Source organism: Aquiflexum sp., from assembly GCF_041751335.1.
Taxonomy (GTDB): domain Bacteria; phylum Bacteroidota; class Bacteroidia; order Cytophagales; family Cyclobacteriaceae; genus Aquiflexum.
This window is the reverse complement of sequence record NZ_JBGSXS010000232.1, coordinates 1-19,162: the sequence shown is the minus strand read 5'-3', so window position 1 is coordinate 19,162 and position 19,162 is coordinate 1. Positions and strand designations below refer to the sequence as shown.

The window sequence follows — 19,162 nt, the reverse complement described above, 5'->3', positions numbered from 1 at the left end:
AGGGAAGGAAGTTTTTTTGAATAAGGTTGGAAAAAGATTGAAATACGTTGGAAATAGGGTTGAGATAAATTGATATAAATCTTTTGAATCAATCTTGTTTTACGCTAGCAGCGCATTATTCTATTGCCCTAATTCCTCTACTTATTTAGCTACTTCAAAGAAAGAAGAAGCATCTTGAAAAAACCGGACAAGCATAAAAAAACCTGCCATCCCCATAGAATTCAGGGTTGGCAGGTATCAATAAAACTTTTGTAATTAATCTATCGGAAATCCTTTGGCGGCCCACCAAATTCCTCCGTAAATGTGTTTTTGGAAATTAGGGTCAAGGAAAGACCAATCTGTATGGCCTAAAGCAGTATAAAATATTCTTCCCCCATCGTATTCATGGGTCCAGGCCATGGGGTGGAATTCGCCCATGCCGCTTTTTGGGTCATAAGATGTTTCATCAGCAGTAATTAGAACTCTAACATCAGAATTAAAATTTTTGAAGGCATAGATTTCATCTGACCACAGCCATTTTTCAGGTAAATGATAAGTTGCAGGATGATTTCTGTCAACCACATTTAGTCTTAAGGTCTGCTGATGGGGATGGTTCAGGAACTGGGCACCAATCAATTTGGTGTACCAAGGCCATTCATATTCTGTATCAGTGGCACTATGAATTCCAACGATGCCTTTTCCACTTTGCACAAAGCGTTGGATGACTGCCTTTTGTTCTTCATTGAAAATGGTTCCTGTCGTACTCATCAATATGATTGCCTGATATTGTTCCAGGTTTTTATCTGTGATATAGTCTTCGTCTTCAGTGGAATGTACATGAAAAATATGTTCAATCCCCAATTTTTTAATGGCCACAACTCCATCAGGAATGGACTGATGTCTAAAGCCTTTGGTTTTGCTGAAAACCAAAACACTGAACTGTGAATTCCTCTGGGCAAATGATTCTGAACTCAAGCCTATTAGGACAATAAAGGCGAGTAGGAGGGAGGGGATGTAGGTTTTTAGGTTTATCATTTTTTTTATAGATATGAGATGTGAGATTTGAAACGACTTGTCCGCCGTGGCGGATGAGATTTAAGAACCAAGATACAAGAACCAAGAGGGAGAAGCGAGAACCGAGAGGCGAGAACCGAGATAAACTTTCTCAAAATAAATAGGAAGTTGAGTGGTTGAGGGAATTTTCCAATTTTCCATTCAATTTTAACTTCCCTTACTTCACCATCCCAAATTTTTCGGCGGCTTCTTTTCGGGAGAAGGCATTGAAATGCCACCATTCAGAGCCGATTCCTGTAAAGCCTCCATGTTTCATTACTTCTCTGAGTATTTCACGGTTGGCAATTTGTTCTTTAGTGATTTTCCCTTCTTTGAGCATCTGTTCTTCCCGATCAGGGTAAGCGGGATACCCAAAATAATCGTACCCGGTTCCCATGTCCAATACCTTTCCTGTTTCGGCATTTGACAAGGTAAGGTCCACAGCGACTCCGAAATTATGCAATCCACCAATCTGGGGATTGGCAACATAAAGGGGTTTGATACTGTCCGGTTTGTCCAAGTTGTCCCAAAGAATTTGTTGCACACTTTGAGGCCTTACCCCGTCATAGATCAGGAATGTCAGGTCAGGATGATCTGCCTGAAGTTTTTCGTGTGATTTTTTCAACATCTCAGAAACTACAGGTTGCAAATAGCATCGATCCAATTCTCCATAAACATCCTTCCCAAAGAAATTGTCTGTTGTAGAATATTTCAAATCCACATAAATCTCGGGAATAATGACCTCAATATCGACCAATCCTGCATCAATTAGGCTTTGTTCCAATTCCCCTACTTTATGGACTATTTTAAACTGTTCTCCACCGATATCGGCGATCTCATTTTCATAGATATCATAGCCTGTAGCAGTTTGTTCGTTCATTTTGGACTCACAGCTCCAAAATGAAATTGCCAGTAAAAGGATCAGGTATTTTTTCAAAGTAAAGAGGTTAAATGGTCTTTTTCAAAACAGTGGCAGAAGCTTGGGCAGTTGGCAATATCACAATATCAGCCAATACCACATGAGGTGGTCTGCTGACTGCAAACGCGATGGTATCGGCAATATCTTCGGCTGTTAAAGGTTGAAGACCCTGATACACTGTATTTGATCTTGCCGCATCCCCTTTGAATCTGACCAAGGAGAATTCAGTTTCTACTAGTCCCGGATGTACACCAATGACCCTTATTCCGAAAGGATTGAGGTCAATACGCATTCCTTTGGTAATGGCATCTACAGCATATTTGGAAGCACAATAGACATTGCCGTTTGGATACACTTCCTTTCCTGCGATCGAACCAATATTGACTATAGTACCTGTTTGCCGATTGACCATTCCGGACATGATTTCTTTGGAAACATAAAGCAGTCCTTTGACATTAATATCCATCATGGCGTCCCAGTCTTCCAAACTACCTGATTGGATGGGGTCCATTCCATGGGCATTGCCGGCGTTGTTGATCAGAACATCGATTTTTTGCCATTGTTCAGGAAGAGAGGCAATTGCTGATTTTACAGCTTTTTTGTCCCTGACATCAAAGCAAAGGATATGTAATTCTGTTCCAGCTAGCAGTTCATTTTTTAGGTGTTCTAACCTATCCTTTCTTCTCCCCGTGGCAATGATATTGTATCCCAAATTTGCCAAGGCAATCGCGGATGCTTTTCCTATCCCCGAAGTTGCACCGGTAATAAAGGCGATTTTTTTTTCCATGCCCTAATCTAAAAAGAAATGACTAGGAATGAAATGGGTTATTTATGGAGGGGGAGATGCGAGATGCGAGAGGCGAGATATAACTAAAACAAGTAGGGATGAAGGAGAAAGGATGAAGGATGAAGGATCGACACCAGGTGCAAGTCCTGATACCAAGCGGTAGGGAGATGCTAGAAACAGGAACCTAGAATTAAAAACAAAATGAGATGCTAGAGGCGAGAGTCAAGAAAGGGATGAAGGAGAAAGGATGAAGTATGAAGGGGGGAAATGAATCTCTTAGACAAGAAACAAAGCCTGTCCCGAAGACTTTCGGGGAGCCAAGAATCAAGAAAAGGATGGTGAGGGAGAAGGAAAATTTTCCAATTTTCCAATTTTAAAATTTTACAATTAAAAAAATCTCTAAGCAAAAAAACTTTCAAGCCCTCCAACTCTTACTGAAAGTTAAGGTAAAGTGTAATTGATTTTCTACGGATTTCGGAAATGGCGTCTCTAAAAGCTGGATTGGTTTGTTCAGGACGGTAAAGATCCAACAATCCATGTGAAAAACGTACTTCGGGTGAAAATTTGAAGTATTTGAAGTAAAAATCAAATCCCACTCCAAAGTCAACAGTGAAGTCCCTTCCTGTAACAACCAAGTCCTCAATATCTGCTTCATCCTGATCTTTGGTGCGAAACATTGCACTGCCCCCGCCTGTGAAAAACATCCGGGTATTGTTAAATCGCTGTGCTTTGTATTTGAAAAGAAGTGGTATTTCAACCATCGTAGCCTCATTAAGATACGTTTGTCTTCTCGTATTGGCAAGTACGTCATTATTACTGATCGGCTCGGTAAAATAATTCACGTCAGTTTTAAACTCGTAAAATCCGATTTTGGGAGTCATCATAATGTTTACTTGGTCATGGAGCCTGACATTGACCAAGAATCCCAAGGAGAATCCTGGAGAATAGACCGGGATAATACTTTGTATGTTATTCAGAGGGGCGTTGGTAGGGTCCAAAAAAGCTTCGGAATACTTCATCCGCCACATATTGGTGTGAGCAGCTAGAAAAAATCCATAAGAAATGAATTTATCATCCTGTCCCGCAGAACTGATTTCATTGAATCTTGATTGTCCACTTGATTGGCTGATCAGAAAAAAAATACCTAAAATGGAAAAGCTTATTTTTCTCCTAAATATATAGAACTGATTCCGAATGTGAGCGGTTTGCATTGCGTGTTTTTAAAGCCTACTTTTTTAAGTATTATAAGAAAATCTTCACCATCAGGAAATGCCTGCACTGATTCCGGCAAATAAGTGTAAGCAGAATTATCTTTGGACACCAATTTACCAATTTGAGGCAGAATATATTTGAAATAAAAGTTATATCCTTGCTTCATTGGGAATTTTTTCGGTTTTGAAAATTCCACTATCACAGTTTTGGCACCAGGTTTTAAAACCCGATACATGTCCTGTAATCCCTTTTCAAGATTTTCGAAGTTCCTGACCCCAAAAGAAACGATCACTGCATCAAATTTATTATCCTCAAAAAGCAACTTTTCAGAATCTCCCATTTGAAGGTCGATGATATGGTCCAGTTTTCTTTTGACCATTTTTTTCCTGCCTTCGTTCAACATTCCTTCTGAAATGTCCACTCCGATGATTTTATCAGGGTTGAGGGCCAAAGCTTCTATGGCAAAGTCTCCCGTCCCGGTGGCGATATCCAGGATTAATTTGGGATTATCTTTTTTAAGTAGCTTGATGGCTTTTTTTCTCCAGATAATGTCTATTCCCAAACTTAAAAGGTGGTTCAAAAAATCATATTTCTTGCTGATGTTGTTGAACATCTCGGCTACCTGCTCCTTCTTTCCTTCCTGCTTTTCTTTGTAGGGTACTACTGACATGGACTTTTCTCTAATGATATGCAATATTACTAAGGAAACCCGAGCAATCGAAAAATGTTGGGAATTTATCCTATTCTTAATTGGTGGATATCAATTTTCCATTAAGCAATGTTCCACAGCAGTTATAATATCCCAATATCGATTGAATATCCAAAAATATCAGTTCTAGGACTAAGTTGAATTGACGCATACAATATTTCAGACTTACAGATTAATTTAAATTGGCTTACCTTTGTGCCAAAAAAAATTGTCATGATCAAGAAAGCGGTCTTTTTGATAAGTAATACCGACCACAACAAATGCCCGGAGCCTAATAAACCTGAATTTGCTTTTATAGGAAGGTCAAATGTGGGGAAAAGTTCTTTGATCAATATGCTGACGGGCAACAGTAAGCTCGCTAAAACTTCCGGAAGGCCTGGAAAAACCCAATTGATCAACCATTTTTTGGTGGATGATAAGTGGTATATGGTGGATTTACCAGGCTATGGCTTTGCCAAAGTCAGCAAAAGCATCAAAGATTCCTGGGGTAAAATGATCGTGGATTATCTTACAGCCAGAGAAAATCTGGTTGCACTGATGGTTTTGATTGACAGCAGGCTTGAGCCTCAAAAAATAGATTTGGAATTCATCACTTGGTGTGGGGAAAACGATATTCCTTTTGTTTTGCTATTTACCAAATCAGACAAGCAATCCAGGTCAAGAACCAAAGAGAATGTCAATAGATTTCTCCATGCAGCATTTGAGATTTTTCAGGATCATCCACAACATTATATCACCTCAGCTACTTCAGGGGAAGGAAAAGAGGAGGTTGTTACATTCATTGATGAATTGGTCAGCGAATACAGAGAAGAGGAAAACTAATTCTTGGGCATAATAATTGAAATGATATCTTTGCAAGCTTAAATCAGAAAGAGACAAAATGAAATTCAACGAGATTGCCACAGTTTCAGGAAAATCAGGTTTATACAAAATATTAAAACCCACACGTGGCGGTGTGATTTTGGAATCCATGGACGACAAAAAAGCCAAAATGGTAGTAGGTGCCAGTCAAAGGGTTTCCATCTTGGGAGAGATTTCCATGTACACCATGACCGAAGAGGGTGCCACGCCTTTGGAGGAGGTCATGAAAAAAATAGAAAATGAGTTTCAGGGAGATTTAGGCCTGGATGCTTCGGCTGATTCTGATGAGTTAACAGCTTTTCTGAAGCATGTGCTTCCTGAATTTGATGAAACCAAGGTTTACCCTTCTGATATCAAGAAACTGGTAAACTGGTATAAAATCATCAGAGAACATGCCCCTGATGTATTGGAAGAGCAAGCAGAAGAGGAAGGCGGTTCTGAAGAAGAAGTCAAGCCATAGCTCAAAATCAAATAGAGCGATGCCATGACTTTGAGTCATTGCATCGCTAACCTAAATTGTCCACCATTACATGGAACAACTTGTTATTAAGGATACCGCGCTTCTTTTAGAAAAAACCTTCGATCTTAAAATTCCTGAAAGGCTTTCGACCGAAGATGAATTGGTTGCTTTGATGATTCCTATAATCCATCAAATGCTCAACAGGAATTTTGAAAAACTCCTTCAAATTTGCTACAGGGTTGATTTAGGAGAAAATAAACTCCAACAAATCCTTCATGAATCTGATCCTGAAATGATGGCTTTCGATCTTGCCAAAGCTTTGGTTGAAAGACAAATGCTCAAGATTAAGATTAAAAGGAGATATTCAGAAAATTGAATTGTAATTGACTATTTTTTTATCGTTAATACATTAGCAGATGCTTTTTTATTTTTCGACCACTCTTTCCTGAAAAGCTTTCAGGTAATTTTCAGCCTCTACCACCATATTGGGAGATCCAATAAAGAGTGGTGTTCTTTGATGAAGCGAGGTAGGTTTAATATCCAAAATCCTTCCATATCCATCCGTTGCCATTCCCCCTGCCTGTTCGGCAATAAATGCCAAGGCATTTGCCTCATACAGTAGCCTCAATTTTCCTTTGGGAGATTTTGAGGTTGCAGGGTAAATGTATATTCCTCCTTTGAGTAGGTTCCTATGGAAATCGGCCACAAGACTTCCGATATACCTGGCACTGAATTGTCTTTCTTTACATAATTCAATGTATTTTTTTAATCCAGGCTCAAAAAGATTGGAAGTACCTTCATTGATGCTGTAAATGTCCCCATCCTTGGGAGCGCACATATTGGGGTGGGAAAGGAAAAACTCACCTAAAGAAGGCTCATAAGTAAAACCATTGACACCGTGTCCCGTGGTATAGACCAGCATCGTGGAAGAACCGTAAAGGACATATCCCGCAGCCACCTGTTGGCACCCCGGCTGCATGATATCTTCCGGCTGAATCGGACTACCGATCGGGGTCGCTCTTCTGTAAATGGAAAAAATAGTACCGATCGAGATATTGACGTCAATGTTGGAAGAACCGTCCAAAGGGTCAATGGCGACTACATACTTGCCGGATCCGTTTTGAAGGTCTATCACTTCGTCGTCTTCCTCAGATACCACGGCACATACCTCACCACCTTTGGTGAGAGCCCTTGTAAACCTGATATTGGCGATGACATCCAGTTTTTGCTGTTCCTCACCCTGCACATTGGTTTGCCCAAAAGCGCCACCAATATTGGCAAGACCTGCACGATTGGTCTCCCGATTTACTATCTTTGCTGCTAGGGCAATGTCCCTTAAAATCTGTGATAATTCTCCTGATGCAAAAGAAAATTCATCTTGTTTGATTTTGATAAACCTATCCAAAGTGGTTCCTACGGAGTAGGCAATGGATGAATCGCTGGGTTTGTAATACTTAGTCTTCATAATGTTTGAAAAATACTATTTTAAATTTTAACTCCCGAAAATTACAAATTAATTTCAATGTCAAAAACTTTTGTTTTCAAATTTGGTGGTGCTTCTGTAAAAGATGCTACATCTATAAAAAACTTGCATGAAATTGTATTCAATCGATTGCGAAATAATACAATTATTGTGGTTTCAGCCATGGGGAAGACAACCAATGCTTTGGAGGAAATTTTGAATTTAAAATTAGAGGGAAAAGCCTATTCTTCAAATAGTACAAAAATATTGGATTATCACCTGAGGATTTGTGAAGAACTTTTTGATACAGATAGCCTTATTTTCCCAACTGTAAGAAATTATTTTTCGCAATTGGAGAGGATACTTGATGGCAATTTGACTCACGAAAATTATGACAGTTTTTATGATTCGGTAGTTTCTTTCGGTGAATTGGTATCCTCTAGGATTGTCCAGGAATATCTTTGTGCCAAAGGGCTTTATTGTATTTGGCAGGATGCAAGAGAGGTGATTAGAACCAATAGTGATTTCAGGTTTGCAAAAGTGGACTGGAAGGACACAACAAAACTTTGTAAAAATATTTTAGAATCCAAATTGATACAATTTCCTGTGATTACCCAGGGTTTTATAGGTGCGGATGAGAATGGGCGAACTACCACATTGGGTAGGGAGGGGTCAGATTTCACTGCGGCAATTTTGGCGCATGGGATGCGGGCAAATGCGGTGATCATTTGGAAAGATGTTGATGGCGTCCTCAATGCCGACCCAAAACGATTTCCCGATTCAGTTAAATTCGATGAGCTTGATTATAAAGAGGCTGCTGAATTGACTTATTATGGTGCATCCGTCATCCATCCCAAAACCATCAAGCCTTTGGCTAATCTATCCATCCCGCTTTATGTAAAGTCATTTATTCATCCTGATAGGTCGGGAACTAAGATCCATCATGTCCATGCAATAAATTCAGTTCCCTGCATTGTCGTCAAGGACGAACAGATTTTGGTGAGTTTTAAAGTGACCGATTTCACCTTCATCAATGAATCCCATATCCATTCAGTTTACACCGAGCTTGAGAAACTTAAATTGAGGGTAAATCTGCTCCAAACTTCTGCTATATCTATTTCCATTGTAATCGAAAAAGAAAGTTTTAAGCTGGAAAAACTCATCCAAATTCTCCGAGACCAATTCGAAATCAGATACAATGAAAACCTTCAACTGATCACCGTGAAAAATCATAATTCTAGTTTGATGAAGGAATTAATGCAAAACAAAGAAGTATTGCTTGAACAGATGACAAGGACAACATTTCAAATTTTGGTCAAAAGTCCCCATCTATAAAGCTATATATGAGAAAACTTGCTTTTCAAGTAGTATTCAAAAATCGATTTAAGGCTATTCACCAAGAAGTATTAAAATTATAAAGATGGGTTGAAGTCCTCTAGAATGTCAATCCATATCCAATATTTATAAATATCTCGTGACTATTGTAATTTAGAAAAGCTTTAGAAAAAAAATCAAAAGTAAAATAACCAAACAACTTCCAATTTAAATCAACCTATCAACGGTCCTTTCAATTCCCGAGAGATAGCTTTTACCAAAAAGCAAGAGATGGACCAATAAGGGATAGAGGTTATATACAGGGATTCTTTCCTCAAAGCCTGGTTCGAGTGGAAAAACTGTTTCATAGGATTGGTAGAAACCTGTTTCAAATCCACCAAACAACCTTGAAAAAGCCAAATCCATTTCGCGGTGTCCATAATATACAGCGGGGTCAATCAGGGAAGGGCTGCCATTTTTGCCACACATGATATTCCCTGACCACAAGTCGCCATGGAGGAGTGCTGGTTTTTCTTTTGGAAAAATATTTTTCAGTAGCGGATATGTTTTTTGAATTTTTTTGAAAAAATCCAAACTTATAAGTCCTTCATAATATGCTTTTCCTGCAAGTGGTTCCAGTCTGTTTTCAAAAAAAAAATCATGCCATGAACTCGTTGGGCTATTTGTTTGGACAATGGAACCAATGAAATTGTCTTTTTCATAGCCAAATGACTCTTGGGTCGCCATGTGCAATTGGGCCAAGCCTACTCCGAGTTCCTGCCAATAGACAGGGTTGATCCTGTCAGCAGAAATCCATTCCATCAACAAAAAATTTCTATCTTCCATCTTTCCAACCTGAAAGACTTTGGGAATTTGTAAAGGACAGTAAGACCGGAGCATCTGTAAGCCATCGGCTTCTTTTTCAAAGATTTCGGAATTTAATTGAAAATTGGATTTAAGAAAAAACAATCCTAATGAGGTCTCCAAATAAATACCCTGATTGATATTTCCTGCAGCGATTAACTTTACTTGTTTGATTTCAGGGCATTGCCCAAGACTAAGAAAAAGAATTTTTTCAAAGTATTCCAGACTATCAAACATAAATGTTATGCTCTACTTTAAGATGCTCCAGAAAATGGTCTACACTATTGTCTAAAATATGGTACACATTTTCAAAACCATCATCTCCTCCATAATATGGGTCAGGAACTTCAATATGATCAGGATTTGGCTGAAACTTTCTCATCAAAAAAATCTGATTATGTTCCATGTTGAAGCAGTTCATTAGATTTTGGATATTTTTCTTATTCGAAAAATCCATCGCGATCAGGTAATCGAATTCTCTAATATCTACCCTGTTAAGCTGCCGCGCTCGGTGATGAATCTGGATTTCATGTCTTCTGGCACAAACAAGGGTTCTTTCATCAGGTAATTCGCCAATATGGTAATCAGAGGTACCACAACTGTCACTCATGAATTTTTCTTTAAGTCCAAGAAGTTTGATTTTATGGTTAAAAACAGCTTCTGCAAGAGGAGACCTACAAATATTACCCAAACAAACGAACAAGACTTTTATCATTTTCAAAAAGGGGAACTTTAATTTTAATGTTGTAAGGTACAAGTTAAAAAAAAATGCCGATGAAGAGAATAAAGGTTTAAACTTAATTTGAATATCTGTAAAACTTATTCAGAATAAAATTCTGAGCTTCTATCCAATCACTTTATAAATTATCTAAAATGTTCAATTATATGGATTTGAATGAATGTGTAAAATGACTTTTTAAAAATGAACCAAATATTATTCTGCTTTCATTCTGATAATTTTTCATAAATAGCTATATTTGCATATCAAATTCAAAACAATTTGGCTAATTTATTGTCTAATTTGCAATAAATACCTTTTTGGTAAATATTAAATTTAAAATTTAACTAAAATCAAATATATTATGTCATTAGTAGGAAAAAAAGCGCCAATGTTTTCAGCTCCGGCAGTCATTAATGGTGAAGAAATTGTAGAAAGTTTTTCTCTTGACCAATTCATCGGTAACAAAGAAGTAGTATTCTTCTTTTATCCCAAGGACTTCACTTTCGTTTGTCCAACCGAAATTTTGGCCTTTCAGGAAAAATTAGCTGAATTTGAACGTAGGGGAGTTGCGGTTGTTGGTGCTTCTACAGATACTGAAGAAACCCATTTGGCTTGGTTGATGACTTCTAAGGACCAAGGCGGTATTGAAGGTGTAACTTATCCGTTGGTTGCTGATGCTTCCAAAACTATCGCCCACAACTTTGGTGTCTTGGCGGGTGAATGGAATTACACAGAAGATGGTCAGCTTACTTTCGAAGGAGCTCCAATTGCGTACAGAGGTTCTTTCCTTATCGATAAAAATGGTGTAGTAAGACACGAAACCATCAATGATTTTCCATTGGGAAGAAATATCGATGAAATGATCAGATTGGTAGATGCTTTACACCACGTTGAAAAATTCGGGGAAGTTTGTCCTGCAAACTGGGAAGAAGGAAAAGAAGCCATGTCGGCAACTAAAGAAGGTGTATCTGCTTACTTGAGTAAAAACTGAGATTAATAGAACTTTATTTAAGCCCCTTCCATTAAGGTCGGGGCTTTTTTTTATAACTATTATGAGAGGCTTGATGAAAAGCTTTTTTTGTTTTACAGATACTTTGAAATAACTTTACTCAATGGAGAAAATAAATAAATACGGCATTGAAATCTTTTGAAAAACCCCTATATGATTTATCCTTACGCACTTTCTCCAAGTTGGTGGACATCTCAAAGGGGACTCATCCCAAGCTTGAAAAACTGGTAGAAGGACGCAAAAACCTTTTCGAAAAGCTGGAATCGTTCAGATTGGATTTTAAAAGTCCTTTGGCTTGGTTTCATGTTGCTTCATTGGGGGAGTTTGAACAAGCAAAACCAGTGATTGGAGAATTTAAGAAAAGATTTCCTGAATATGGAATTGTCGTTAGTTTTTTCAGCCCATCTGGCTTTGACCATGTCAGTAAAAGACCTCAAGTAGATATCGACTTTATTACTTATCTGCCATTCGATACCCCAAGGAATGCAAAAAGATTTCTGGAAGTTCTGAATCCCCAACTGGCATTTTTTGTAAAATATGACCTTTGGGCCAATCACATCTTAGAGGCAAGGGACAAAAATATTCCGTTATTCCTTTTCTCTGCATCGATGAGAGATGAACAGATTTATTTCAAATCTTATGGTGGATTTTTTAGGAAGATTCTTTTTTCGTTTGACCATATTTTTTGTCAAAATGAAAAAACCCGAAATCTGATGGAGGGTGTCGGTTACCATGAGACCACAATTACCGGAGATACCAGATATGATAGAGTAAACACTATAGCCGGGCATCCTAAGTCATTTCCAGAATTTGAAACACATTTTGGAAATAAACCAACCATAGTTGCGGGATCTGTTTGGGATGAGGATATGCAATTGATCGTTCCGATGATCAATTCCGAGCAATATCATTGGATCATAGCCCCCCACGATATAAATGATGGGCAGATTTCAACTTGGCAGCAGCAAATCCAAAAAACCACATTGAAATATTCTGAATTGCCTTCCGAAAAAGAAGTGGATGTTATTTTCATAGACAATATCGGGATGTTATCCTCACTTTATCAATTTGCCAAAATCGCCTATGTTGGCGGGGCTTTTGGTAAGGGCCTTCATAATATCCTTGAACCATTGGCCTATGAAATTCCCGTTGTTTATGGTGCCCTCAAAAATCCTCAAAAATTTCCTGAGGCAAGTGTTAGTGAGTCTTACGGCTGTTCATTTCAAGTAAATGATTTTCCGGAATTACAAAAAACCCTCCAATCTTTATCTGATTACAAAGCATATTTACAGAGTCAAGAGGGAGCACGAAAATTGATGGAAGAAAATTTGGGAAGTTCAAAGAAAATTATGGATAAGGTAATGTCAATCTTGGATAATAAATGAAAGGAAGGGTAATCAAATCCACGGGAAGTTGGTACACGGTCAAGACCGAAGAAGGATTGATCAATTCGAGGCTGAGAGGAAAATTCAAGCAAGATGACCTTAAACTCACCAATCCAATAGCCGTAGGGGATTATGTGGAACTTGAAATGGAAGTCGGCCAAGCCTCTTCGGTGATCAATGAAATCCAACCAAGGGAGAATTACATCATCAGGAAATCCACCAGAAAGACACATTTCTCCCATATCATCGCATCCAATATTGATCAGGCACTATTGATGGTGACTATTGCACAACCTAGGACTTCCCTTGGTTTTATTGATCGGTTTCTGGTCAGTACGGAGAGTTTCCGTATTCCTGCCACGATTGTGGTTAATAAAACGGATCTGATTATAAAGGACAAAGACAAAGATTTTTTAGAACTTTTACATGAAATATATGACCCCATAGGATATCCTGTTTTGGAAATTTCTGCAATAAATGACAAGGATCTCGATGTGCTTTTTAAGGAAAGCCTTAAAGGGAAGACTACCCTTATTTCTGGACATTCAGGAGTTGGGAAGTCAACTTTGCTGAACAAACTGGTGCCTCATGCCACCCAGTCGACCAAAGAAATTTCCAAGTTCAGTGCCAAAGGAGTACATACCACCACTTTTGCTGAGATGTTTGAATTGGAAGGTGATGGATACCTTATCGATACACCGGGGATCAAGGAATTTGGAATTTTAGATATCGATGATTTTGAATTGTCACATTACTTTGTGGAAATACGCCAATATCTGGGGCAATGTCGATATAACAATTGCCAGCACATCAATGAACCAGGCTGTGTTGTACTTCAAAAATTGGAGGAGGGCTATATCCATCCTAACAGGTATGAGAGCTATTTGAATATCCTGTATGAAGAGGATGATAGAAGGTGATGTTATTGAGAGACAAGAAGCAAAGCCTGCCCCGAGTATCGGGGAGACAAGAAACAAGACTTGACAAAGAAGGAAAACAAAAAGACTGGAGACAAAAGACATATTGGAAAGCCTGGGAATTAAAGTAGCAGGCAGCGTATGGGATATGATTAACCGTTCTGAAAAAATCAGTCCATTATTAAAAAACCTTTGAATCCTTGCTCAATTGCTTTAATTTTCGATTTCCATCAAAATCCCGCTTATTAAGATGACAGAAACCAAGGCCTTGGTGCTAAACCATAAGCAGATCAAGCAAAAGATCACCCGCATGGCTTACGAAGTTTATGAACGGAATGCATTTGAAAATGAAATTATTTTCGCTGGGATTACTGGTATGGGTTTTATTCTGGCAGGATTTCTTGCCAAATGCCTCAAAGATATTTCCCCTTTGGATGTCAAAGTAATTGAAATTCATTTAGATAAAGCTGATGTCAATAGAGGAGAAGTGGCACTTTCGGAAAATACAGATCTTAACAATAAATGTGTCTTGGTGGTGGATGATGTACTTAATACAGGAAAGACTTTAGTATATGCGCTCAAACCTTTTTTGGATTTGCCGATAAAAAAAATGGAAGTGGCTGTTTTGGTCAACAGAAGCCATAAATTGTTTCCAGTCACTCCTGATTATACAGGATTGGAATTGGCTACCACATTGAATGAACACATTACTGTAGACTTAACTTCAGAAAATCACTCTGTACACCTTCACTGATAAACCCATGTCCCTCCACCAATCCTCGAATATTAAAAGAATAACTACACATATTCTTCAGGAAATGAAGACCCGTGGAGAGAAAATCTCCATGCTGACTGCATATGATTTTTCTATGGCAGGAATTGTGGATGCTGCAGGCATTGATATCATCTTGGTAGGTGATTCGGCATCTAATGTGATGGCGGGCCATGAAACCACCCTTCCGATCACTTTGGATCAAATGATTTATCATGCCACTTCGGTGGTAAGGGCAGTGAAGAGGGCCTTTGTTGTAGTAGACATTCCATTTGGGTCCTATCAGGGCAACAGTTCTGAGGCATTGAGGTCTGCTATCAGAATCATGAAGGAATCAGGTGCCCATGCAGTCAAAATGGAGGGAGGATCGGAAATCAGGGAATCCGTGGTGAGGATTCTCAGTGCAGGAGTTCCTGTAATGGGGCATTTGGGTCTGACTCCTCAGTCAATATATAAATTCGGCACATATACCGTTAGGGCCAAAGAGGAAGCAGAGGCCAATAAATTATTGGAAGATGCGAAATTGTTGGAGGACTGTGGCTGTTTTGCAATCGTTCTTGAAAAAATTCCGGCCAGTTTTGCCAAAATAGTGGCAGAGTCTGTATCAATCCCGGTCATTGGAATAGGCGCGGGACCAGATGTAGATGGGCAGGTTTTGGTCGTGCATGACATGTTGGGCATCAATCAGGAATTCAAACCGAGATTTTTAAGGCAATATGCAAACCTTCAATCTGTGATGACAAAGGCGGTTCAGGACTATATTAGAGATGTGAAATCTTTTGAATTTCCCAATGAAAGCGAAAGCTATTGAATTATTTTTTTTAGATGTACACTGCACGTATAGGATTCTAAGGCTGGACTATAATCTTTCGGGCAATTCTTCTACCATCCTCAGTGGTCAATTGTACAATATATAGTCCGGGTGATAAAAATTGGGCTTGTACTTCAAACTCTCCGTTGGCAGTCAGCCTAATTTGGTCAATCATGACCTGTCCTAGACTGTTGATCAGTCTGAGGTCTGATGTTTTTGAAGTGATAATATTGAATTGTCCCCTGTTCGGGTTTGGATAAATCTTGACCTGAAACTCACTGGGATTGGGAATACTGGATCCACCAACGAATTTCAGATATTCCAAACCTCCACCTGTATTTCCCAATACAAGATCCCTATTTTCTGAGAAAGGTATCGAAACTGAAGTAATCCAAGTATTCCTGCCAAATTTGGTAGCCGTGAATTGACTTTCCTGATGTTGGATTTCTATGTTTTGTCTTTCAGTTTGGTTTATAAAATCGGGGATAAATACCAAAACTCCTCTTTGGTCAATGGCATATAGAGATGGGTTTGTCCCGGGAATCACATGTACGTTGAAGTTCCTGTTTGCAGGATTATCACCAAAACCCAAATAATCCCTTTCAACCAATTGAAGTGGCTGCTGGGAATTGATATCCAATTCAAAAAGTATCATTTCCCCCGTTTGTCTTGCCAAAAGAAGGTAATCATTGTTTTCAAATACAAACATTTCCACGTGGTCCAGGGGTCTGCTGTTTATCCCAGGGAAGCTAATTTCTTGGAGGTTGGAAAGGTTGGCGTCAGTATCAAAGAATACCTTGTGTTGTAGTGTAAAGTTGCTGGTATCCACTCCCGCTACCCAATAAGTTTGTTGATTGGAAGAAGTTAAGAATTCAGTGTATTGGAGGTTATCCAAGTTCATGGCTGACAATCCCTTGAAATCTTCATCCATTAAAGTCCACCCATTCTGATCCGCCACAAAGCGATATGCTTTTCCGACCACTTTTCCGTTTACAAAACTGTTTGCAGTCACAATCAACTCACCTGAAGATTGGAATCCTTTGAAAAATGGCCTGGTGTTTTCACCAAAATCAAGGATATGGGATTGTAGAAAGGGTTGGGAATTTACAGGGAAGGGATCATTGAAATCCAAGCTGAAAACATTTTCACTGAAGTTGGCCTTGGAAGCACCCGCAGCTGCTGATGAATTGCTGCTGATGATCAGTCCCTTTTCCCAGAGATAGGAAGTGTGAAAAATGGGGAACTCCGGCAAAGGGCCAATATTTGGTATTTCGGTAGAAAATTCATCAAATATGGGTTTAGCATTGCTGCCCTTGTTGTGCAGATAGTATAGGGTATTGCATTCATCCTGCCCCATCAAAAGGTCCAATACGCCGTCCCCATTGAAATCAGTGTATAGAACAGAGTGACCTCCCGCATGTTGGATTCTTTTTTCTGCGTCAATTCCCTGTATTCTTCCCATAGGCAAGCCATTGCAGGTCACCCCAAAACTGAAAGTCCCGCAACCACAAAACTCGAAATTTCCCCATCTTGCTTCCGGAAAGGCAAAACCATCGATATCAGCTAAACCCTTTCTTTCTATACTGGTGTTCCTATAAAACTCCAGATAATCACCCGAAGCAAAATTGAAAGTAACAATATCCAAATCCCCATCTCCATCAATGTCCATGATCAGCGGAATGTCCAGGTTATTGGCCTGAAGGTTTGAGCCGTTGTCCAATCTTAGAAAATTCTGCGCCAGTTCCCAACTCGGATGTTTGGCACCCTCTTGGGTAATATTCCGGTAAGCTCTAATACCAAAAGGGCTGCTCGTGAACAAATCTTTTTTACCGTTTCCATTGAAATCGGCAAGTACCATAAATCCGGCAACATCGTTTGGGAAGTAATATGACATCTCTGGAAAATATTCAAAATCATCCCCATCAGTTTGGAATACCAAAATCCTACGGGAATTGATATCCCAAATGACCCATTCTTCATTTCCATCTCCATTGGTATCCATTTGTTGGAACTGGGCTGCATTGATCCCTACGGCAAAGGGCATTGTGATTTCATTTCCTTGGAGAGAAACTTTGATGGATTGGTCAAAAGTGAAAGTTTGCTGGGCATTTGCCCAAAATGTGAATAAAAAAAAGAATGCAATAAAACTGTACTTCATCAATTGTTCTGAGGATTAAGTCCTAAAATTAAACGATAGATTTTGATATAAGATGTTTGCGAATCCTTTAATTTTAGCCGTCAAACCTAAGATCATGAATATACCCCAACTTTATAAGCATTACCTACAAGCAACAGGCGTAAGTACCGATACCAGAAAAATAGATAAGGGCAATATCTTTTTTGCGCTCAAAGGTCCGAATTTCAATGCCAATGATTTTGCTTCCACGGCTTTGGAGATCGGCGCATCTCTGGTTGTAGTGGATGAAGAAAGGGTAATTCCAGAACACGATAACAGGTATTTTTTGGTTGAGGATGTTTTAATGGCATTGCAGCAACTGGCAAATTATCACAGAAAGCAATTGACAATACCGATCATCGGATTGACAGGGAGCAATGGGAAGACCACTTCCAAAGAATTGCTGAATGCTGTAGTGAAAAGAAAATTTAAAACCACTGCAACAGAGGGTAACCTGAATAACCATATTGGTGTTCCTTTAACCCTATTGTCGATCGGGAAAGAAGTGGAAATCGCAATTGTGGAAATGGGTGCCAATAAACAGGGTGATATCAAAGAACTCTGTGACATCGCTGAACCCACCCATGGATTTATCACCAATATAGGAAAGGCACATTTGGAGGGTATGGGCGGACCTGAAGGGGTTCTGAAAACGAAAACAGAGCTTTTCCAGCACCTGCGTGAGAATAAAGGAACAGTTTTTATCAATTCGCAGGATCCGGTTTTGTCCAATATGGTGAAGCGTTTTGAAGAACCGGTTCTTTATCCTGCTAAAGGGGATTTTTGTGAAGTGTCGTTTGTGGAGGCTAATCCTTTTGTGAAGTTCACGGTCGAAGGCCAAAAAGACATCTATCAATCTGCTTTGATTGGGGCATATAATTTTGGAAATATTGCTACAGCACTGTGTATAGGTAAATTTTTTGGAGTGCCTATGTTTGATGCCGTAGAAGCTGTGATTGCATACAATCCTTCCAATATGCGTTCCCAACTTATTGAGAAACGAAGCAATCTGATCATTCTCGATGCCTATAATGCCAATCCTTCAAGTATGGAAGTTGCCATCAAGACTTTTGGCAACATGACAGGCAAAAAATACAAGATGGTGATTTTAGGGGATATGTATGAACTCGGCGATAGTACGGAAGAAGAACATCGAAAATTAGGAGAATTGGTCAGCCAATATCTATTTGATAAAATCTGCCTGACAGGTAAGCATATCCAAGCAGCCTTGGAAAAAGCACCAATATCAACACTCTTTTTCCCCGATCCTTTTTCCTTCAGAAACTGGCTTCAGGATTCCAAACTGGAAGATTATATGATCCTGATCAAAGGGAGTCGGGGGATGAAGTTGGAGGGGTTGGTGGAGTTTATTTGAAATAGTTTTTGAATTGAATTGGAAATAGATATCTTTCTCCTAAATTTATAGTAGAAATCAACCAAGAAAAATATTGGTCATGAAATATTCTATTCTTATTATTTTGATTATAACTTCAATAGAAGTTCAGGCCCAAAACCGGTTACTTGGAGTTAAGTTTGGCCCTTCCATAATGGATATTTCACCCAATAATTTTAATCCTAACAAAGACCCAAGAAGTGGTGCGGCTGTTGGGCTTGGTTATGAGGTGTTATTGAAAGACGATTTTTCAATAGGAGCAGAGGCAATTTACAATCAAAGGGGATTTATCGATAATTTCATGGTAGTGGATGGATTTGGAAATCCTACGGGTGAAATTTTTTCAACCCAATTCAAT

At 39.0% G+C, this 19,162-nt stretch carries 21 protein-coding genes; 12 read left to right on the top strand and 9 right to left on the bottom strand.

All coding sequences use genetic code 11. The annotated features are described in order from the left end of the window. Nucleotides 1–255 precede the first annotated feature (255 nt). The 3 genes from ACEW8U_RS12800 to ACEW8U_RS12790 all read right to left on the bottom strand — a co-directional run bounded on the left by ACEW8U_RS12800 (nucleotide 256) and on the right by ACEW8U_RS12790 (nucleotide 2,738). Nucleotides 256–1,014, bottom strand: coding sequence for a ThuA domain-containing protein (locus tag ACEW8U_RS12800; RefSeq protein WP_373522443.1), 759 nt, complete (start codon nucleotides 1,012–1,014; stop codon nucleotides 256–258). A gap of 196 nt (nucleotides 1,015–1,210) precedes the next feature. Beyond that, nucleotides 1,211–1,969, bottom strand: coding sequence for a M15 family metallopeptidase (locus ACEW8U_RS12795; RefSeq protein WP_373522442.1), 759 nt, complete (start codon nucleotides 1,967–1,969; stop codon nucleotides 1,211–1,213). Between the two features lie 10 nt (nucleotides 1,970–1,979). Then, complete coding sequence (locus ACEW8U_RS12790; RefSeq protein WP_373522441.1) at nucleotides 1,980–2,738, bottom strand: SDR family NAD(P)-dependent oxidoreductase; 759 nt, start codon at nucleotides 2,736–2,738, stop codon at nucleotides 1,980–1,982. A gap of 28 nt (nucleotides 2,739–2,766) precedes the next feature. Between ACEW8U_RS12790 and ACEW8U_RS12785 the strand changes: the two genes are divergently transcribed. Next, nucleotides 2,767–2,901: a hypothetical protein gene (locus tag ACEW8U_RS12785; protein ID WP_373522440.1), complete on the top strand. Its 135-nt coding sequence runs from the start codon at nucleotides 2,767–2,769 to the stop codon at nucleotides 2,899–2,901. A gap of 268 nt (nucleotides 2,902–3,169) precedes the next feature. Here the strand turns inward: ACEW8U_RS12785 and ACEW8U_RS12780 are convergent, their stop codons facing one another. Both ACEW8U_RS12780 and ubiE read right to left on the bottom strand, forming a co-directional pair. Continuing rightward, nucleotides 3,170–3,949, bottom strand: coding sequence for a porin family protein (locus ACEW8U_RS12780; RefSeq protein WP_373522439.1), 780 nt, complete (start codon nucleotides 3,947–3,949; stop codon nucleotides 3,170–3,172). After that, on the bottom strand, nucleotides 3,898–4,620 hold the full coding sequence (ubiE, locus tag ACEW8U_RS12775; RefSeq protein WP_373522438.1) for a bifunctional demethylmenaquinone methyltransferase/2-methoxy-6-polyprenyl-1,4-benzoquinol methylase UbiE: 723 nt from the start codon (nucleotides 4,618–4,620) through the stop codon (nucleotides 3,898–3,900). Before ubiE ends, ACEW8U_RS12780 begins: the two co-directional genes overlap by 52 nt. 252 nt (nucleotides 4,621–4,872) lie before the next feature. Here ubiE and yihA point away from each other — a divergent pair, with 252 nt between their 5' ends. From yihA to ACEW8U_RS12760, 3 genes are all read left to right on the top strand, one after another. Further along, on the top strand, nucleotides 4,873–5,481 hold the full coding sequence (yihA, locus tag ACEW8U_RS12770; RefSeq protein WP_373522437.1) for a ribosome biogenesis GTP-binding protein YihA/YsxC: 609 nt from the start codon (nucleotides 4,873–4,875) through the stop codon (nucleotides 5,479–5,481). Nucleotides 5,482–5,539: 58 nt separating this feature from the next. Continuing rightward, the gene (locus tag ACEW8U_RS12765; RefSeq protein WP_373522436.1) at nucleotides 5,540–5,980 is read left to right on the top strand and encodes a DUF5606 domain-containing protein; all 441 of its coding nucleotides are present in this window, start codon (nucleotides 5,540–5,542) and stop codon (nucleotides 5,978–5,980) included. Between the two features lie 70 nt (nucleotides 5,981–6,050). After that, nucleotides 6,051–6,356, top strand: a complete 306-nt coding sequence (locus ACEW8U_RS12760) for a hypothetical protein (RefSeq protein WP_373522435.1) — start codon at nucleotides 6,051–6,053, stop codon at nucleotides 6,354–6,356. Between the two features lie 48 nt (nucleotides 6,357–6,404). Here the strand turns inward: ACEW8U_RS12760 and fbp are convergent, their stop codons facing one another. After that, complete coding sequence (gene fbp, locus ACEW8U_RS12755) at nucleotides 6,405–7,445, bottom strand: class 1 fructose-bisphosphatase (RefSeq protein WP_373522434.1); 1,041 nt, start codon at nucleotides 7,443–7,445, stop codon at nucleotides 6,405–6,407. Between the two features lie 57 nt (nucleotides 7,446–7,502). On the opposite strand from fbp, the gene ACEW8U_RS12750 reads away from it, so the two are divergent. Beyond that, entirely contained in the window at nucleotides 7,503–8,777 is a 1,275-nt protein-coding gene (locus tag ACEW8U_RS12750; RefSeq protein ID WP_373522433.1) for an aspartate kinase, read from the top strand. Nucleotides 8,778–8,984: 207 nt separating this feature from the next. Here the strand turns inward: ACEW8U_RS12750 and ACEW8U_RS12745 are convergent, their stop codons facing one another. Both ACEW8U_RS12745 and ACEW8U_RS12740 read right to left on the bottom strand, forming a co-directional pair. Next, nucleotides 8,985–9,857: a fructosamine kinase family protein gene (locus tag ACEW8U_RS12745; RefSeq protein WP_373522432.1), complete on the bottom strand. Its 873-nt coding sequence runs from the start codon at nucleotides 9,855–9,857 to the stop codon at nucleotides 8,985–8,987. Further along, the gene (locus ACEW8U_RS12740; RefSeq protein WP_373522459.1) at nucleotides 9,850–10,335 is read right to left on the bottom strand and encodes a low molecular weight protein-tyrosine-phosphatase; all 486 of its coding nucleotides are present in this window, start codon (nucleotides 10,333–10,335) and stop codon (nucleotides 9,850–9,852) included. Before ACEW8U_RS12740 ends, ACEW8U_RS12745 begins: the two co-directional genes overlap by 8 nt. A gap of 367 nt (nucleotides 10,336–10,702) precedes the next feature. Between ACEW8U_RS12740 and ACEW8U_RS12735 the strand changes: the two genes are divergently transcribed. The 5 genes from ACEW8U_RS12735 to panB all read left to right on the top strand — a co-directional run bounded on the left by ACEW8U_RS12735 (nucleotide 10,703) and on the right by panB (nucleotide 15,235). After that, nucleotides 10,703–11,332, top strand: coding sequence for a peroxiredoxin (locus ACEW8U_RS12735; protein WP_373522431.1), 630 nt, complete (start codon nucleotides 10,703–10,705; stop codon nucleotides 11,330–11,332). 146 nt (nucleotides 11,333–11,478) lie between these two features. After that, nucleotides 11,479–12,735: a 3-deoxy-D-manno-octulosonic acid transferase gene (locus tag ACEW8U_RS12730; protein ID WP_373522430.1), complete on the top strand. Its 1,257-nt coding sequence runs from the start codon at nucleotides 11,479–11,481 to the stop codon at nucleotides 12,733–12,735. Next, nucleotides 12,732–13,655 (top strand): ribosome small subunit-dependent GTPase A, encoded by a 924-nt coding sequence (rsgA, locus tag ACEW8U_RS12725; protein ID WP_373522429.1) that lies wholly within the window; start codon nucleotides 12,732–12,734, stop codon nucleotides 13,653–13,655. Before ACEW8U_RS12730 ends, rsgA begins: the two co-directional genes overlap by 4 nt. A gap of 247 nt (nucleotides 13,656–13,902) precedes the next feature. Next, nucleotides 13,903–14,406 carry a phosphoribosyltransferase family protein gene (locus ACEW8U_RS12720; protein ID WP_373522428.1) on the top strand — a complete coding sequence of 168 codons (504 nt, stop codon included), beginning with the start codon at nucleotides 13,903–13,905 and terminating at the stop codon, nucleotides 14,404–14,406. A gap of 7 nt (nucleotides 14,407–14,413) precedes the next feature. Further along, nucleotides 14,414–15,235 (top strand): 3-methyl-2-oxobutanoate hydroxymethyltransferase, encoded by an 822-nt coding sequence (gene panB, locus ACEW8U_RS12715; RefSeq protein WP_373522427.1) that lies wholly within the window; start codon nucleotides 14,414–14,416, stop codon nucleotides 15,233–15,235. A 37-nt stretch (nucleotides 15,236–15,272) separates the two neighbouring features. Here panB and ACEW8U_RS12710 read toward each other — a convergent pair whose 3' ends face one another. After that, nucleotides 15,273–17,393 (bottom strand): T9SS type A sorting domain-containing protein, encoded by a 2,121-nt coding sequence (locus ACEW8U_RS12710; RefSeq protein WP_373522426.1) that lies wholly within the window; start codon nucleotides 17,391–17,393, stop codon nucleotides 15,273–15,275. A 94-nt stretch (nucleotides 17,394–17,487) separates the two neighbouring features. Between ACEW8U_RS12710 and murF the strand changes: the two genes are divergently transcribed. Both murF and ACEW8U_RS12700 read left to right on the top strand, forming a co-directional pair. After that, nucleotides 17,488–18,786, top strand: a complete 1,299-nt coding sequence (gene murF / locus ACEW8U_RS12705; protein ID WP_373522425.1) for a UDP-N-acetylmuramoyl-tripeptide--D-alanyl-D-alanine ligase — start codon at nucleotides 17,488–17,490, stop codon at nucleotides 18,784–18,786. Nucleotides 18,787–18,865: 79 nt separating this feature from the next. After that, nucleotides 18,866–19,162, top strand: a 297-nt coding sequence (locus tag ACEW8U_RS12700) for an outer membrane beta-barrel protein (RefSeq protein WP_373522424.1), incomplete at its 3' end; no start/stop codon positions are given.

Coding starts and splice junctions, on each gene's coding strand:
- ACEW8U_RS12780 (WP_373522439.1), bottom strand. CDS start 3,949: ATGCAAACCGCTCACATTCGGAATCAGTTCTATATATTTAGGAGAAAA.
- ACEW8U_RS12760 (WP_373522435.1), top strand. CDS start 6,051: ATGGAACAACTTGTTATTAAGGATACCGCGCTTCTTTTAGAAAAAACC.
- murF (WP_373522425.1), top strand. CDS start 17,488: ATGAATATACCCCAACTTTATAAGCATTACCTACAAGCAACAGGCGTA.
- fbp (WP_373522434.1), bottom strand. CDS start 7,445: ATGAAGACTAAGTATTACAAACCCAGCGATTCATCCATTGCCTACTCC.
- ubiE (WP_373522438.1), bottom strand. CDS start 4,620: ATGTCAGTAGTACCCTACAAAGAAAAGCAGGAAGGAAAGAAGGAGCAG.
- ACEW8U_RS12765 (WP_373522436.1), top strand. CDS start 5,540: ATGAAATTCAACGAGATTGCCACAGTTTCAGGAAAATCAGGTTTATAC.
- rsgA (WP_373522429.1), top strand. CDS start 12,732: ATGAAAGGAAGGGTAATCAAATCCACGGGAAGTTGGTACACGGTCAAG.
- panB (WP_373522427.1), top strand. CDS start 14,414: ATGTCCCTCCACCAATCCTCGAATATTAAAAGAATAACTACACATATT.
- yihA (WP_373522437.1), top strand. CDS start 4,873: ATGATCAAGAAAGCGGTCTTTTTGATAAGTAATACCGACCACAACAAA.
- ACEW8U_RS12745 (WP_373522432.1), bottom strand. CDS start 9,857: ATGTTTGATAGTCTGGAATACTTTGAAAAAATTCTTTTTCTTAGTCTT.
- ACEW8U_RS12720 (WP_373522428.1), top strand. CDS start 13,903: ATGACAGAAACCAAGGCCTTGGTGCTAAACCATAAGCAGATCAAGCAA.
- ACEW8U_RS12735 (WP_373522431.1), top strand. CDS start 10,703: ATGTCATTAGTAGGAAAAAAAGCGCCAATGTTTTCAGCTCCGGCAGTC.
- ACEW8U_RS12740 (WP_373522459.1), bottom strand. CDS start 10,335: ATGATAAAAGTCTTGTTCGTTTGTTTGGGTAATATTTGTAGGTCTCCT.
- ACEW8U_RS12785 (WP_373522440.1), top strand. CDS start 2,767: ATGAAATGGGTTATTTATGGAGGGGGAGATGCGAGATGCGAGAGGCGA.
- ACEW8U_RS12750 (WP_373522433.1), top strand. CDS start 7,503: ATGTCAAAAACTTTTGTTTTCAAATTTGGTGGTGCTTCTGTAAAAGAT.
- ACEW8U_RS12790 (WP_373522441.1), bottom strand. CDS start 2,738: ATGGAAAAAAAAATCGCCTTTATTACCGGTGCAACTTCGGGGATAGGA.
- ACEW8U_RS12710 (WP_373522426.1), bottom strand. CDS start 17,393: ATGAAGTACAGTTTTATTGCATTCTTTTTTTTATTCACATTTTGGGCA.
- ACEW8U_RS12800 (WP_373522443.1), bottom strand. CDS start 1,014: ATGATAAACCTAAAAACCTACATCCCCTCCCTCCTACTCGCCTTTATT.